Annotated in this window: 11 protein-coding genes; 8 read left to right on the forward strand and 3 right to left on the reverse strand. The window is 70.9% G+C overall.

Going from position 1 to position 14,173, the window contains the following annotated elements:
• Positions 1-6: 6 nt before the first annotated feature.
• The 8 genes from J2850_RS16490 to J2850_RS16525 all read left to right on the forward strand — a co-directional run bounded on the left by J2850_RS16490 (position 7) and on the right by J2850_RS16525 (position 11,450).
• Positions 7-3,027 (forward strand): tetratricopeptide repeat protein, encoded by a 3,021-nt coding sequence (locus tag J2850_RS16490; protein WP_209983568.1) that lies wholly within the window; start codon positions 7-9, stop codon positions 3,025-3,027.
• Between the two features lie 10 nt (positions 3,028-3,037).
• Positions 3,038-4,684: a hypothetical protein gene (locus J2850_RS16495; RefSeq protein ID WP_209983571.1), complete on the forward strand. Its 1,647-nt coding sequence runs from the start codon at positions 3,038-3,040 to the stop codon at positions 4,682-4,684.
• Positions 4,685-4,708: 24 nt separating this feature from the next.
• Complete coding sequence (locus J2850_RS16500) at positions 4,709-5,440, forward strand: hypothetical protein (RefSeq protein WP_209983573.1); 732 nt, start codon at positions 4,709-4,711, stop codon at positions 5,438-5,440.
• A 61-nt stretch (positions 5,441-5,501) separates the two neighbouring features.
• Positions 5,502-6,896 (forward strand): GAF domain-containing protein, encoded by a 1,395-nt coding sequence (locus J2850_RS16505; protein ID WP_209983574.1) that lies wholly within the window; start codon positions 5,502-5,504, stop codon positions 6,894-6,896.
• Entirely contained in the window at positions 6,893-8,041 is a 1,149-nt protein-coding gene (locus J2850_RS32240; protein ID WP_209983576.1) for a tetratricopeptide repeat protein, read from the forward strand. Before J2850_RS16505 ends, J2850_RS32240 begins: the two co-directional genes overlap by 4 nt.
• Positions 8,038-9,591 carry a GT4 family glycosyltransferase PelF gene (gene pelF / locus J2850_RS16515; RefSeq protein ID WP_209983578.1) on the forward strand — a complete coding sequence of 518 codons (1,554 nt, stop codon included), beginning with the start codon at positions 8,038-8,040 and terminating at the stop codon, positions 9,589-9,591. The genes J2850_RS32240 and pelF overlap by 4 nt, the downstream gene beginning before the upstream one ends.
• A 1-nt stretch (position 9,592) precedes the next feature.
• Positions 9,593-10,972, forward strand: a complete 1,380-nt coding sequence (gene pelG, locus J2850_RS16520) for an exopolysaccharide Pel transporter PelG (protein ID WP_209983580.1) — start codon at positions 9,593-9,595, stop codon at positions 10,970-10,972.
• Positions 10,973-10,988: 16 nt separating this feature from the next.
• A complete protein-coding gene (locus J2850_RS16525) occupies positions 10,989-11,450 on the forward strand; it encodes a hypothetical protein (RefSeq protein ID WP_209983581.1) in 462 nt (153 codons plus the stop codon).
• A 113-nt stretch (positions 11,451-11,563) separates the two neighbouring features.
• Here the strand turns inward: J2850_RS16525 and J2850_RS16530 are convergent, their stop codons facing one another.
• The 3 genes from J2850_RS16530 to J2850_RS16540 form a co-directional block, all read right to left on the reverse strand.
• Positions 11,564-12,661, reverse strand: a complete 1,098-nt coding sequence (locus tag J2850_RS16530; protein ID WP_209983584.1) for a LacI family DNA-binding transcriptional regulator — start codon at positions 12,659-12,661, stop codon at positions 11,564-11,566.
• 29 nt (positions 12,662-12,690) lie between these two features.
• Positions 12,691-13,725, reverse strand: coding sequence for a M14 family metallopeptidase (locus J2850_RS16535; RefSeq protein ID WP_209983586.1), 1,035 nt, complete (start codon positions 13,723-13,725; stop codon positions 12,691-12,693).
• 77 nt (positions 13,726-13,802) lie between these two features.
• The gene (locus J2850_RS16540; protein WP_209983588.1) at positions 13,803-14,147 is read right to left on the reverse strand and encodes a RidA family protein; all 345 of its coding nucleotides are present in this window, start codon (positions 14,145-14,147) and stop codon (positions 13,803-13,805) included.
• Between the last annotated feature and the right edge of the window lie 26 nt (positions 14,148-14,173).

Here is a 14,173-nt window from a genome sequence, read left to right on the forward strand (position 1 = left end):
GCGCCGATGCGTGCGAACATCCTGGTCGTTCTGCTGGTGCTGCTGCTGGGCGTCGGCGCCAGCCTGCTGCTGATCCCCCGCAGCGGCGAACTGGCCCTCCAGAAGTTCCGTGACCGCGATTACGAGAGCGCGAGGGCGGCCTACGAGGAGCGCTACGCCGCGGGCGACCGCAGCGCCGAGACGGTGATGCCGCTGACCCGCCTCACCCTGACCCAGGGCGACGTCGACCGTGCCATCGAACTGACCGAGGCCTTCGTCGCCGCCCCCACCCTCAACGGGCCGTCCGCGGTCGAAGCGCGGGAGCTTCTGGACCGCCTCTACCAGGACGCCCAGCGGCCCGGCGACCGCCTGGAGAACCTGAAGGCGCTGGCCGACCTGCGGCACAGCGCCGAGGCCTACCGCGACCTGGCTTATGCCGCCGGCTTCCGCGATCGGATGGACCTGAAGGCCGAGGCGCTGGCCCGCTACTGCGCGCTGAAGCCGGACGACGTCGACGCCCAGCAGGAGCTGGCGGCCCTGCTGGCCGCACGCGGCGACCATGCCGGGGCGGTGGACTGGCTCATGCGCGCCGACGACCGCGCCACCGGCCACATCGAGGCCAACAGCCGCGAATTGCTGATGAGCCTGCTGATCGACCTCGACCGCGAGGAGGAGGCGTTCGGCCGCGCCCGGCGCTGGCTGGGCGAGAATCCCACCGTCGCGGACATGATCGGCCTGGCGAGCCAGCTCGCGGCGGCGGCCCGTCCCGATCTGGCGCTTCGCCTGATCGAGCCGCAGGTGATCGGGCGCCGGCCGGTGCTGGCGCTGGAGTTGACCTACATCGACCTGCTGACCGCCACCGGCCGCAAGGAGGAGGCGCGAGGCAGGCTGTCGGCGCTGTCCGATCCGGTCGACGATTCCCAGTTCGGGCGCCTGCTGGGCCTGGAGATGAACGCCGGCATGCCTGGGCCGGCGTTGGCGGCGGCCAAGGCCCGCGACCTCCGGCTGGTGCCCGACTGGGTGCTCGCCGGTCTGGCGGAGAAGGCCCTGCGCGACGGCGACCGCCCCTTCCTCGACCGCATCGAGCATGACCTGGGAGCCGAGATCCTGGCCGACCAGCCGGTGCTGGCGGCGAACATCGCGCTCGGCCGTGGCGACCGCGAGGCGGCGGCGCGGTGGGCGATGCGCGGGCTGGCCGGCAACATGCCGGCGCTGTCCGACCGGCTGGCGGCCATCCGGGTGCTCGATCGCGCCGGCCGTCGTGTCGAAGCCGCCGCGGCCTTCGACCGGCTGGGTTTCGCCGGCCTGTCGACCGGCGAGCTGCCTGGCGACCAGTTGGAGGAGGTGGCGGCACTGTTCGTCGATCTCGACCGTGCTCCGGCCGGCCTCGCCTGGTTCACCGCGCGTCGGCAGGCGGCGCCGTCGCCGGCCGCCGACCAGGGCTGGGCGCGGCTGGCGGCCAAGGCCGGCAATCCGTCGGCGGTCGTGGAATGGCTCGCGGCCCACCCGGATCTGCCCGTCGCTCTGCTGCGGGACATCGCCGGCAGCGCCGCCGAGCGCGGGCCGCAGGGCGCACCGCTGGCTCTCGCCGCCGCCGAACGCGCCTTCGCGCGCGATCCCACCCCCCGCAGCCGCCTGGCCCTGGCGAACGCCCTGATCGCCGGCAGGCGCCCGGCCGAGGCGCTGCCGTTGTTGCAGCCCCTGCTTGCCGGCGGGGGAGCCGATGTCGACGCCAGCTATATCACGGCGCTGGACGGTGCCGGCCGGTCGGCGGAGCTGACGCGCTACCTGTCGGCGAAACTCGCCGCCGGCGGGCTGTCGGACGAGGAGGAGCGGAACATCGCCTTCCTCCTGATCGATCACAAATCCTACCGGGCGGCCTTGCCGCTGCTGCGCAGGCAGGCCGAGCGGGAAGAGGCCGGACGGAAGGGGGGCGGGCGCGAGGGCGGTGCGTGGCTGTCCGCCTACGCCGATGCCGCCGCCAAGGCCGGGGCGCTGGGCGAACTCGCCGACCTGCTGCAGGCGCGGTCGGCCGCCGGTCCGCTGGGCGACGCCGAGGAGTCGCTCTACCGCGACACGCTGGCCAGGCTCGGCCGCAAGACGGATCTGCGGCGCTACCTGCTGGCGCGGGCCGGCGACGGGCGCCTGCCGGTGGATCGGCGGCGCGAACTGGCTTCGGCGCTGCTGGCGCTCGACGACAAGGCGGGGGCGGAACAGGTGCTGCAGCGTCTTGCCGCCGACCAGGGGCCGCAGAGCGACGACTTCGGGCAGCTCGCCTATCTCTGGGGGCCGCGTCCGCCGGCAGCCGGGCTGGACTGGCTGGAGGCGCGTGCCAAGGCGGCCGGCACCCCGGCCGAGCAGGCGGCGTGGTACGACCGGCTGGCCGAGCTGGGCGGCGCCTCGCGCGTGTCGGCGAAGCTGGGGCAGGGTGGCCCGCCGGCCGAGGCGCCGCTCAAGGCCCCCTACATCGAAGCGTTGGCGGCAGCCGGCAAGGGCCGCGAACTGGCCGAGGCGGTCCGCGACGCCTTGCCCGGGGAAACGGCGCCCGAGCGGCTGCGCCGCTACGCCCGGCTGGCCGAGCAGACCGGCCAGCGCAAGGCGGCCGCCCAGGCCTGGACCGCGCTGCTTGCCCGCAAGCCCGCCGACGGCGACGCCCTGCGCCAGCTCGGCATGCTCGCCTACGACGAGAACCGGCTTCCCGACGCCGAGCGGCTGCTGCGCGGCTACGTCGCGCGCGGTCCAGACGATTACGAGGCCTATTACTTCCTGGGCGAAGCCCTGACCGCACTCAAGCGGCCGACGGCGGCAACGCCGTTCTACCGCACGGCGCTGGCGCAGCTCCGCGCGCTGCGCGGGCGTGCCGACTCCACTGTCCAGACGGAGGCCAACCTGCTCAACCGTCTCGGCAAGGTCGACGATGCCGTAACGCTGTTCGAAGCCCTGCGCAAGCGCCGGCCGACCGACCGGCAGCTCAAGGCGGACTATGCATCGATGCTGATCGAAAACGGACGACTGCCGGAGGCGCGCCGTGTTCTGGCCCTTCCATAGGCGGTTCCCCGTGTCCATTCTCCCGTTCCGCCGCGACGGCGTCCTGGCGCGCCATCCCTTCGCCGGCCAGATGCTGGCGATGGTGCTGCTCATGGCCGCGGCCCTGCCGGTCCAGCTCCACGCCCAGGTGGCGGGGGGCTCCCGGCCGGCGGCGGCCCGCCTGGAGGAGGTCCGGCTGGAGAAGCCCCGGCTGGAAGCGGTGCGCGAGGACCGCTCGGCCCGCTTCGCCCTGCGCTGGTCCGCGGCGGTCACGACGGAGGCCGAGCATAACGGGCGCGAGCTGGTCCTGCGCTTCAGCCGGCCGCTGGGTGACGTGGCGCTCGACACCGTGCCCGAGCGGCTTCAGTCCTGGGTGGACAACATCCTCTACGGCTACGACAGCGTCGCGCTGGTGCTGGCGTCCGATGTCGAGGCGACGGTCCTGCCGGAACCCGGTGGCGTCACCGTCGCGCTGGCCCGGAAGCCTGCGGCCCGCCCCGCGCCGCAGGCCGTCGCGGCCGACCGTGCGGCGGAGCGGAGGATCGGCTATTTCCGCGCGCTGGCGATGATGGAGGAGGGCGAAGCCCGCCCCGCGCGCAAGCTGCTGCGCGGCCTGCTCGCACAGAATCCGGACGATGCCCAGTCGACGGCGCTGCTGGCCCAGGCGGAGGAAAGGCTGGGTCGCTGGCGCGAGGCCCTGCTGGCCTACGACGGCGCGTTGAAGCTCACCCCCGACGAGCCGTCGCTGGTCGAGGGCAAGGCGCGGGTGCTGCACGAGAACGCCGACCGTCTGCGCCTGGATGTCGACTGGCAGCGGGTCCGCAATGCCGAGACGCAGCGCATCACGCGGGCCGGCGGCGTGCAGGAGATCGGCGGATCGACCCGCTTCACCTGGTCTTTCGAGCGGCGCGACGTCGACATCGGCGCCGCGCGTCGCGCCGACGGCCGGCTGGAGGCCTTCCATGACGCGCGATCCCGCCTCGACGTCGGGCTGGTCCATGACTGGCCGGAGCTGCAGCGTTCCAGCCTGACCTTCTACGCCGCACCCCGCACCCTGGGCGCAGGCTATACCCATGCCTGGCGCAGCGAGGAGGCGGAGACCCGCGCCGGCTTCGCCCTTAAAGAGCCGAACTTCGCCTTCCTCGAAGGGATCATCGGCGCCGGCCGGCGCGACCGTCTGTTCGTTCAGCATGAGGAGCGGCTGTCGAGCCGCTGGGCGCTGGCGCTGGGGGCCGGCTGGAACCGTTACGGCCTGGCCGGCTCCGCCGACCTGGCGCGCAGCGCGACGGTCGAGGGATCGCTGCGCTACACGCTGAACACCGAGGGGCCGCTCACCAGCGTCGCCTATGTGCTCGATGCCGAATATGTGGGGCGCCGCAAGGAGCGGCTGGACGCGCTGGGCCAGATCTATGTCCCGTTGCCGGCGGCGACGCGCGAGGTCCATGCGGTCCAGCTCAACATCGAGGACCACATCACCGACTATGTGCGCTACGCGGCGCAGGTCGGCTACGCCTACGACCGGCGCGGGCAGAGCGGTCCGCAGGGGGCGGTTTCTCTGGCCTGGGAGCCGGCGGAAAATCTCGAGGTCGGGCTGCGGGCGAGCCACGCCCGGTCCACCGCCCGCGGCAGCGCCAGCGCGGTGGACAGCGTCGGCGGCTTTCTGGTCTGGCGCTATTGACGGTGTGTCAAGGACTGTACGGGTATGAAGAAGGGAATGGCGATGGGTGACGCGATGCGGATGAGGGAAGAGGGAATGGGGCGGCTGGAGCCGGGGGCGCGGGATCCGGGGCGGGCGGCGGGCGGCCGGTCGCCGATGGCACGGCGATCGGCCCTGCGCACCGGCTGCGCGTTGCTCGCCGCCGGGGTGCTGCTGGCCGGCTGCAGCGTCGGCCGGATCAACAGCCGCGACTTCTCCTCGCCGGGCGGCGGCCTGCCGGCGGGCGCCACCATCGCAGTCCTGCCCTTCGAGAACCTGACCAACCATCCCAACGCCGGCCAGATCGCCGCCGACCTTGTTTCCACCGAGCTGTACGGCCAAGCCGGCATCCGCGCCGTCGACACCGGCCGCGTGCGTGCCAGGCTGGCCGCCGCGAAGCCGGCGACCGGTCCCGCGGCGGACGCCTCGGCCGATGCCGGATCTCCGGCGGAGGGCGCTCCGGTCGACGCCCAGGCGGCCGGGCGGCTGCTGGGGGTGGACGCGGTGCTGGCCGGCAGCGTGTCCGAATACGGCTATCAGCACGGCCTGCGCGAGGAGCCGGTGGTCGGGTTGAACGCCCGGCTGGTCCGCAGCTCCGACGGGGTCGTGCTGTGGACATCCAGCCAGTCGGAGGCCGGACGCGGCTGGTTCAGCCGCGACAGCGTCAACAACGTCGCCCAGCGCGTGGTGACCCGCATGATCGAGAGTCTGCGGCCGGTGATCGCCGGTACGCCCTGATCCGGAACAGGCAGGACCGCCAGTGCCACCGATGGACCGCAGCCCGAACGAGCCCTCCACGATGATGACGGAACCGATGCCTGCGGAACGGCCTTCCGCACCCGCCGGGGCCCCGCGCCGCTGGTTCGGCCTGCGCCCGGTGGCGCTGGTCGAGCTGGTGCTGTTCTTCGGCGTGGCGCTGGGGCTCGACCTGTATCTCGGGGCCGGAACGCGGTTCGAGGGAGTGCAGCCGCATCCCTTCTGGATCCCGGTGCTGTTGCTGGCGATCCAGTACGGGACCAACGAGGGCGTGCTGGCGGCGCTGGTCGCGACGGCCGCGCTGCGGCTCGGCAACGTCCCGGATGCCGGCATCAACCAGGATCTCTACGACCATCTCTTCACCCTGACGCGCGAACCGATCCTGTGGCTGGTGTCCGCGGTGATGATCGGCGAGCTGCGCATGCGCCAACTGCGCGAGCGGGCGGATCTGCGCGCCGGCCTGGAGGCCGCGCGGCGGGAGGCGGAGGCGATCGCCCGGTCCTACCGCTCGCTGAAGTCGGTGAAGGAGACCCTGGAAACACGGGTGGCCGGCCAGTTGCGTACCGTCCTGACCCTCTACCAGGCGGCCAAGGCGATCGACCGGCTGGACGAGGGCGAGGTGATGCTGGGGGTCGCCGATCTCGTCCGTTCGGTCATGAAGCCGGAGAAATTCTCGCTGTTCCTGTTGAACAACGATGTGCTGGAATCGGTGGCCAACGACGGCTGGGACGAGGAGCGCGACGCCTACGCCCGCTGGTTCGACAATGGTAGCGCCATTTTCCAGACGGTGATCGGCCGCCAGCGCCTGCTCTGCGTCAACCGTCCGGAGGACGAGCGCATCCTGGGCGGCGAGGGCATGCTGGCCGGTCCGCTGATCAGTGGCGACACCGGCGAGGTCGTCGGCATGCTGAAGATCGAAAGCCTCGGCTTCACCGACCTCAGCGTCAACACGGTGGAGAATTTCCGCATCCTGTGCGACTGGATTGGCACCGCCATGGCCAAGGCTCGCCGCTACCGCCTCGCCAGCGAACAGCGGGTCTTCACCGACGACGCGCTCTATTCGTCCGGCTTCATCGGCCGCCAGGCCGAGTTCCTGGCCCTGCTCGGCCGCCGCCTGGGATTCGAGACGACCACGATCACCATTCGGCCGGGCGGGCTGAGCCGCCTGTCGGTCGGCCAGCGGGCCGAACTGGCTGCCGCCATCGGACAGGCCGTGCGCACCAGCCTGCGCGACACCGACCTCGCCTGCGACTTCGGCCAGCAGGGCAGCTCCTTCGGCGTGGTGCTGGCCGGTACGCCGATCGAGGGGGCGAGGCTCGTCGAGTCGAAACTGGAGCGTGCGGTCCGCAAGGCGTTGCCGGCGGCGCTCGTCGACATCCCGATCAGCTTCGCGACCAGGCGTGTCGAGGTGCCGGCGGACGGGCGGGGGGCAGCGTGAACACCGGCGGCGCTTCCCTCTCCTGGCCGCCGGCCGCCGACAAGCCGGCCGCCGGCACCGGCGATCTCCTGGCCTGCGGCCTGCTCGCCGGGCTGCTCGATGCGGGCGTGGTGGCGGTCGGCCTGTCGGCGGTCCCGTTCGCCGCACCGCTGGCGCTGGGACTGCACATGGCGCTGTGCGCCCTCCTGGCGCTGTGGCTGCGCCGGCGGCGTGACCGCGACCTCGACCTGCGGCTTTCCGGGCTCCTGCTGGTGACCATGGTTCCGCTCGGGCCGCTGGGTGCCGCCTGCACCTTGATGACCGCCGGGTTGCATGCCCTGTTCTCGCGCTATGCCACCGGTTTCCAGGACTGGTACCTGTCGCTGTTCCCGGACGACGAGATGGAGCCGGCACAGGAACTGTACGAGCTGATCGTCTCGGGGCGGGAAACCGCGCATCTGGCCGCCGCCCAATCCTTCACAGACGTGATGTCCGTCGGCACGCCGCCGCAGAAGCAGGCGGTCATCGCGCTGGTCGCACGGCATTTCCGCCCGGCCTTCACGCCGGCGCTGAAGGCGGGTCTGGCGGACGCCGACCCGTCGGTGCGTGTCCAGGCGGCGACGGCCACCGCGCGGGTGGAGCATGAGTTCAACGAGCGCTGGCTTTCGCTCGACGCCGCCGCGCAGTCTGGCCACGACGACCCGGAGGCGCTGGCGGCACTGGCCCGGCATCTCGACGACTACGCCTTCTGCGGCCTGCTCGATACCAACCGCGAGGCGGAAATCCGCGAGAAGGCGCTGGACGGTTACCGCCGTGCGCTCGACCTGTCGCCGGACGAGGACGGTCTGCGCCTCGATCTCGGCCGGCTGCTGCTTCGCTGCGGCCTCCCGTCCGAGGCGGCCGAGCGGCTGGAGCCGCTGGTCGACAGCACCGGCGACGCCAGGGTGCTGTTCTGGTACGCGGAAAGCCTGTTCCGGCTCGGCCGCTTCGCCGAGCTGCGCGCGCTGCAGTCCCGCCGGCCCGAGCTGCTGGGCGACGAGACGGCGTTGCCCGACACGCTGCGTGACGTCTTCGCCCTGTGGCGCCAGGGGGAAGAAGGGCGGACCGGAGGCGGCGAGGGCTGTGGCGATGGGAATGATGGCGGCAGGCGGGAGATCGTCGCATGAGTACCCGCCACCTGCCGGAGGCGCCCGGGGCGCCACGGGCCGACGTCTGCCTGCTGATGGAGGGATCCTATCCCTACGTCGCGGGCGGCGTCTCCACCTGGACGCATGACCTGATCAGGTCTCACGCCGACCTGACCTTCCATGTGGTTGCGCTGGTCGCCGACCGCAGCACCCGCAAGCTCGCCTACGAGCTTCCCGACAACGTCACCGGCCTGACCCATGTCTATCTGCAGGACCCGCCCGCCGGGCCGCTCTGGCAGCCCGGTGCCGGCCGGCTGACCGCGGCCCTGGAGGGGCCGCTCGCCCGCCTGCAGCAGGGCGGCGGCCTGCCCGAGGTTGCCGAGGTGCTGCGCCTGCTGGCGGCAAGGCGCGGCCGGATCGGCAAGCGGACGCTGCTGAACTCGGAGGACGCCTTCCGCATGGTGGTGCGGATGTGCCGGTCGGCCCTGTCCGACGCCTCCTTCCTCGAATATTTCTGGGGCAGCCGGGCCCTGATGAGCGGCCTGTTCGCCACCCTGCTGGTGCCGATGCCGCAGGCCAGGGTCTATCACGCCGTCTCCACCGGCTATGCCGGGCTGTTCGCGGCCCGCGCCCGGCTGGAGACTGGCAGGCCGGCCCTGCTGACGGAGCACGGCATCTATACCAACGAGCGGCGCATCGAGATCCTGATGGCCGAATGGCTGTTCGAAGGGGCCGACACCTCGCTGGCCCTCGAGCGCAAGAAGCGCGACCTGCGCGATCTCTGGCTGGACACCTTCGCCAGCTATTCCAAGGCCTGTTACGATGCCTGCGACCGCATCATCACCCTTTATGGCGGAAACCAGGAGTTCCAGCGCCGCCAGGGCGCCGATCCGGCCAAGCTGACGGTCGTGCCCAACGGCATCGACTATGCCGGCTACTCGAAGGTCGTGCGCGACCCGGCGCCGCGGCCGCCGACCATCGCGCTGATCGGCCGCGTCGTGCCGATCAAGGACGTCAAGACCTACATCCGCGCCGCCGCCATCCTGCGCGAGGACATCCCCGACCTGAAGGCGATGATCCTCGGGCCGCTGGAGGAGGATCCCGGCTATGTCGAGGAATGCCGGACCATCGTGAAGCACCTGGGGCTGGAGCAGACGGTGATCTTCGCCGGCCGCGTCAAGCTGACCGACTGGCTCGGCCGGGTCGACGCGATCGCGCTGACCAGCGTCAGCGAGGCGCAGCCCCTGGTGATCCTGGAGGCGGGCGCCTCCGGCGTTCCGACGGTGGCGACCGACGTCGGCTCCTGTTCGGAGCTGCTGATGGGGCGGCCGGACGAGGAGCCGCCGCTGGGGGCGGGCGGGGCGGTGACGCCGCTCGCCAGCCCGCTCGACACCGCACGGGAACTGCGCGCCCTGCTGCTGGACCGCCCCTGGCGCGACCGCTGTTCGCGTGCGATCGCCGAGCGGGTCGCCCGCCATTACGACAAGGTCGCCATCGACCGGATCTATCGCGCCATCTATGACGAGCACATCGCCATGCCCGACCGGCCAACCCTGCCCGATGCCGCCGTCCTGAGAGAGGGATCCTGACATGGCCGGCATCGGTTTCGCCCTGCGCCGCCTCGCCCGGCGCGACGACCTGCTGGGGATCCTGCAGGGCTACGCCCATTCGGCCTTCATCACCTCGGGGCCGTGGATGTTCACCATCCTGGCGCTGGCCGGGATCAACCTGATCGGCCGCGACCTCGTGGGGATGGAGCAGCTCACGCTGTTCCGGGTGGTGGTGATCTACAATTTCGGCTTCTCGGTGGTGTTCACCGGGCCTCTGGTCCTCGTCGCCACCCGCTATCTCGCGGACGCCATCTACGCCAAGGAGGTAGAGGCCGCACCCGGCATGCTGCTGGCGACGCTGGGGCTCGCCTACGCCATCGCCGCCGTCACCGCGGGTCCCTTCTACACGCTGTTCAGCGGCCTGCCGCTGCCGGTGATGCTGGGCGGACTGGTCAACTTCTTCCTGGTGTGCGGCATCTGGGTGGTGTCGATCTTCCTGTCGGCGTTGAAGGACTATCTGGCGGTCACGGTGGCCTTCGGCGCCGGCATGGCGCTCGGCATGGCCGCCACGGTGGCGCTCGGCGGCCCCTATGGCGCCGCCGGCATGGTGTGGGGGTTCTCGCTGGGACTGGCGGCGATCCAGTTCGGGCTGATCGCCCGCGTCTTCGCCGAATATCCCTACCGCGTCGCCCGGCTGTTCGATTTCCTGTCCTACTTCCGGCGCTACTGGGATCTGGCTCTGATCGGGCTGTGCGCCAACGTCGCGGTGTGGAGCGACAAATGGATCATGTGGTTCGTGCCGGAACGCGAGGTGGTGTCCGGCGCGATGGTGATCTACACCGCCTATGACAGCGCGATGTTCGTTGCCTACCTGACCACGCTGCCGGCGCTGACCCTGTTCACGGTCAACATCGAAACCCGCTTCTTCGAGCATTACCAGGGCTTCTACCGCGACATCCAGAAGCACGCGACCTACGACCAGATCGCGCGCAACCACCGGTCCATCATCTCCGCGCTTCTCGACAGCAGCCGCAACCTGCTGATCCTGCAGGGCGCGGTCTGTGCGGTCGGCATCTTCCTCGCGCCGGCGATCATCGGCGCCGTCGGGCTGCAGTACCAGCAGGTCGGCATGTTCCGCTTCGGCGTGCTCGGCGCCTTCTTCCAGGTGCTGTTCCTGTTCTGCACCGTCATCCTGGCCTATTTCGACCTCCGGGCGAGGAACCTGACGGTGCAACTCGTCTATCTCGCCGCCAATGCCGGCTTCACCCTGCTGTTCAGCCGGCTGGGCTTCCCCTGGTACGGCTACGGCTATTTCCTGGCGTCGCTGGTCGCCTTCGCCGTGGCCTACCTGATGGTGGCCGACGCCGTGCGGCGCCTGCCGTATTTCGCCTTCATCGCCAACAACCCGTCGATCCGCTGAGGGAAGGGAGCGAGGAATGGCGCGTGCGGCGACCGTCCTGATCCTGGCCGGGCTCCTGGCCTTGCCGGCCGTCGCCGGTGCGCAGGAGGTGCTGCGCACCGAGCGGACCGACCCCCGCCACCTCCGCCCGCCCTTCGGCGCCGGGGAACAGCCGCCCCTGCCCAGCCCGCGCACGCTCCATACCGAAAGCCGGGCGGTCTACCGACTGCCCGACGGCATCAAGGGCTTGGCGGTCCTCGACCGGACCCTGTCGCACCTGTGCAACCGCGGTGCGTTCCTCCAGAAGATCGACGGCTTCTATTGGGCGGCTGCCCCCGACCGCCGCTATGGCGTCGCCTTTTCCGGTGGCGCTAACCTCGTCGATCCACAGAACAAGCGCCAGCCCGGCAAGGTCTATTTCTTCCGTGACCAGGACAGCCGCTGCAGCGTCTGGGTCGGCGATCAGGCCAAGCTGATGCCGAACTATATCGGCGGCTGAGGCTCGCGCTTAGAGTCTGCCTGGTGCTTCTTGAAGCACCAGGCAGACTCCAAGCTTTTGGTTTTCCGTGTGAGTCACGTTTCAAGCGATATACCGCTTGAAACGATCACACTTTAGCTGCTGCCGCGCTGGGCCAGCGTCAGATCGACGACCTGGGTCAGGCTATCCGGCGTCTCGCTGCGCATCCGCTGCAGGATCAGTTGCCCGGCACGGCGGCCGAGGTCGCGGCTGTCGATCCCGACGGTGGTCAGGCCGGGCGGCAACTCGTCGGCGATGTCTTGGTGGCCGAAGCCGAGGATGGCGATGTCGTCCGGCAGGCGCATGCCGCGCCGGCGGGCTTCGAGCAGGGCGCCGGTCGCCAGCAGGTCGTTGGCGCAGAACACCGCCTGGACCGAGGCGTCGCGGGACAGCAGGTCGCCGAGGGCGCGGCGGCCGTCGACCATGCTGCTGACGCCGTCGACCGACAGTTCGGCGACGATGTCGAGCCCGGCCTCATGGGCGCCCTCGCGGAACCCGCTGAGGCGGAGGGCGCCGCGCCCGCTGCGCCGGCCGATGAAGGCGACGCGGCGATAGCCGCGCCCGGCGAAATGCTCGGCGGCCAGACGGCCGCCGTCGATGTTCGAGAAGCCGACCAGCATGTCGATCGGGTCGCGCGGGTAGGCCCAGGTCTCCATGATCGGAATGCCCAGCGCCCGCAGCGCCCGCCGGTTCTCCTCGATCTCGATGACGCCGGTGAACATGACCGCAGCCGGGCGCATCTCGCGCAGTGACTGGATCATCGTCGTTTCCTTGGCGTAGGAGTAGGAGGTCTGCCCGATCATCAACTGGTAGCCCTGCGGCTCCAGGACCTCGCCGCAGCCCTGCACGGCGAGGCAGAACTGCTGGCTCTGGATGTTGGAGACGAAGGCGGCGACGATGTTCGACTGGCCGGACCTCAATGCCCTGGCATGGGGGTTGGTGGCGTAGCCGGTGCGCTCGACGATCTCCAGGATCTTGCGCCGCTTGGCCTCGGCCACCTTCTCCGGCTGGCGCAGGGCGCGCGACACGGTGATCGGCGAGACGCCGGCGAGCCGGGCGATCTCGACGATCCGCGGCGGAGCCGTCCCTTCACGGACTGCGCCGTCCTCGGCGGGAAGCTCAGGCTCCGCCTTGGCGACGCGGACGACGTCGTCGATGGTCGGCGGACGCTTCTCCGCGCCGGTGTCAGTCATGCCGTCCGCCTCCCGTCCGTCCCCTGCCGTCACGCCGCGCGCGCCAGGATGCCCGCCTCCTCCACCGGACGCGCCACCTGGATCAGGCAGTCGCCGGCCTCGCTGTCGCTGTGCAGGCGCCGCGAAATGACGATGCCAGCCTCCTGGAAGCGGAGCTCCTCCTCCGGCAGGTCGAGCCGGGTCAGGTCGTGGAACCAGCCGGCGAGGTCGCCGGCCGCGACGCGCGCGCCGACATCGACGGCCGGCTCGAACCAGCCCCGCCGCAGCGCGTAGATCGCCTGCCGGTGGCTGTCAAGCTGCAGCAGTTGCATCGGCCCGGAAGCCGGTGCTGTGTCCGCGAGAACCGGCGCGTCGGTCAAACCGACGGCGATCAGCAGGTTGTCGATCGCGCGCGCGGTGTAGGCCATGGTTTCCGGCGTCACCGTCCCGCCGCCGCCGAACTCGCCGCTGATGCCGATGGTGCCGGCCCGTGCGGCGGCGGCCATCGAGGTGGGGGCGGCCGCGCCGTTTTCCGCGACGAAGCCGTAGGGCATGCCCAGCGCCCGCATCAGCTCCAGGGCGCGGCCGAGCCGGTCCGGCGTCCCCTGGCGCTCGATCAGGGCGCAGGGCAGGTGGGCCATCGAGGTGCCGCCGGAATGGAGGTCGAACACCACGTCGTGGCGCGGGAACAGCTCGTGCTCCAGGAAATGCGCCAACCGGAAGGTCGGGGTGCCGGCGGGATCGCCGGGAAAGGCGCGGTTGAGGTTGCCCTCGTCCAGCGGCGACCGCCGCCGCGCCGCCATCACCGCCGGCGCGTTGACGGCCGGCAGGATCGTCACCTCGCCGCGGATGCGCGCGGGATCGAGACGGCGGAACAGCCGGCCCAGCAGCAGTTCGCCTTCATATTCGTCGCCGTGGTTGCCCGCCATCAGCAGCACGCGCGGACCCGCCCCGTTGCGCACGCGGCAGACCGGGACCTTCACCTGGTAGTAGGGCGAGCGATCCACCGAAAAAGGGATGCTGAGGAAATCCAGCGACTTGCCGTCTGCGGCGAAATCGAGCGCGTGGAAGAGGCCAGTGTGCATTCCAAAAACCTTCTAGCGGAGGGGCGCCCGGGCAGCGGCTGCCCCGGCGCCTCCTCCGATCCGCCGGAAAAGCCCGGTTACAGAGCGGCGAGCGCCGTCATCTCAACGCGCAGGTTCGGGTCGGCCAGCCGCGCTTCGGTGCAGGCGCGGGCCGGCGGATTGGCCGGATCGATCCAGGCGTCATAGACCTCGTTCATGGCGTCGAAGTCGGTGATGTGCGGCAGGAAGACGTTGACGGCGACCAGCTTGGACTTGTCGGTGCCGGCTTCCTTCAGCAGGGCGTCGATCTTCGCCAGCACGTCGCGGGTCTGCTCCTGGATGGAGCCGGTCCGGTTGTCGGCGACCTGGCCGGCGATGTGGACCATGCCCTGGCAGACGACGGCCTGGCTCATGCGCGGACCGGTCTGGAACCTCTTGATCATCGAAAAGACCTTTCTCGGAGACTGAA

The sequence above is a fragment of the Azospirillum picis genome (genome assembly GCF_017876115.1).
Lineage (GTDB): Bacteria > Pseudomonadota > Alphaproteobacteria > Azospirillales > Azospirillaceae > Azospirillum > Azospirillum picis.

Excerpts from the sequence above, each read along its gene's own strand:
- J2850_RS16490 (WP_209983568.1), top strand. The coding sequence starts at position 7 with ATGCGTGCGAACATCCTGGTCGTTCTGCTGGTGCTGCTGCTGGGCGTC.
- J2850_RS16500 (WP_209983573.1), top strand. The coding sequence starts at position 4,709 with ATGAAGAAGGGAATGGCGATGGGTGACGCGATGCGGATGAGGGAAGAG.
- J2850_RS16505 (WP_209983574.1), top strand. The coding sequence starts at position 5,502 with ATGATGACGGAACCGATGCCTGCGGAACGGCCTTCCGCACCCGCCGGG.
- pelF (WP_209983578.1), top strand. The coding sequence starts at position 8,038 with ATGAGTACCCGCCACCTGCCGGAGGCGCCCGGGGCGCCACGGGCCGAC.
- pelG (WP_209983580.1), top strand. The coding sequence starts at position 9,593 with ATGGCCGGCATCGGTTTCGCCCTGCGCCGCCTCGCCCGGCGCGACGAC.
- J2850_RS16525 (WP_209983581.1), top strand. The coding sequence starts at position 10,989 with ATGGCGCGTGCGGCGACCGTCCTGATCCTGGCCGGGCTCCTGGCCTTG.
- J2850_RS16530 (WP_209983584.1), bottom strand. The coding sequence starts at position 12,661 with ATGACTGACACCGGCGCGGAGAAGCGTCCGCCGACCATCGACGACGTC.
- J2850_RS16535 (WP_209983586.1), bottom strand. The coding sequence starts at position 13,725 with ATGCACACTGGCCTCTTCCACGCGCTCGATTTCGCCGCAGACGGCAAG.
- J2850_RS16540 (WP_209983588.1), bottom strand. The coding sequence starts at position 14,147 with ATGATCAAGAGGTTCCAGACCGGTCCGCGCATGAGCCAGGCCGTCGTC.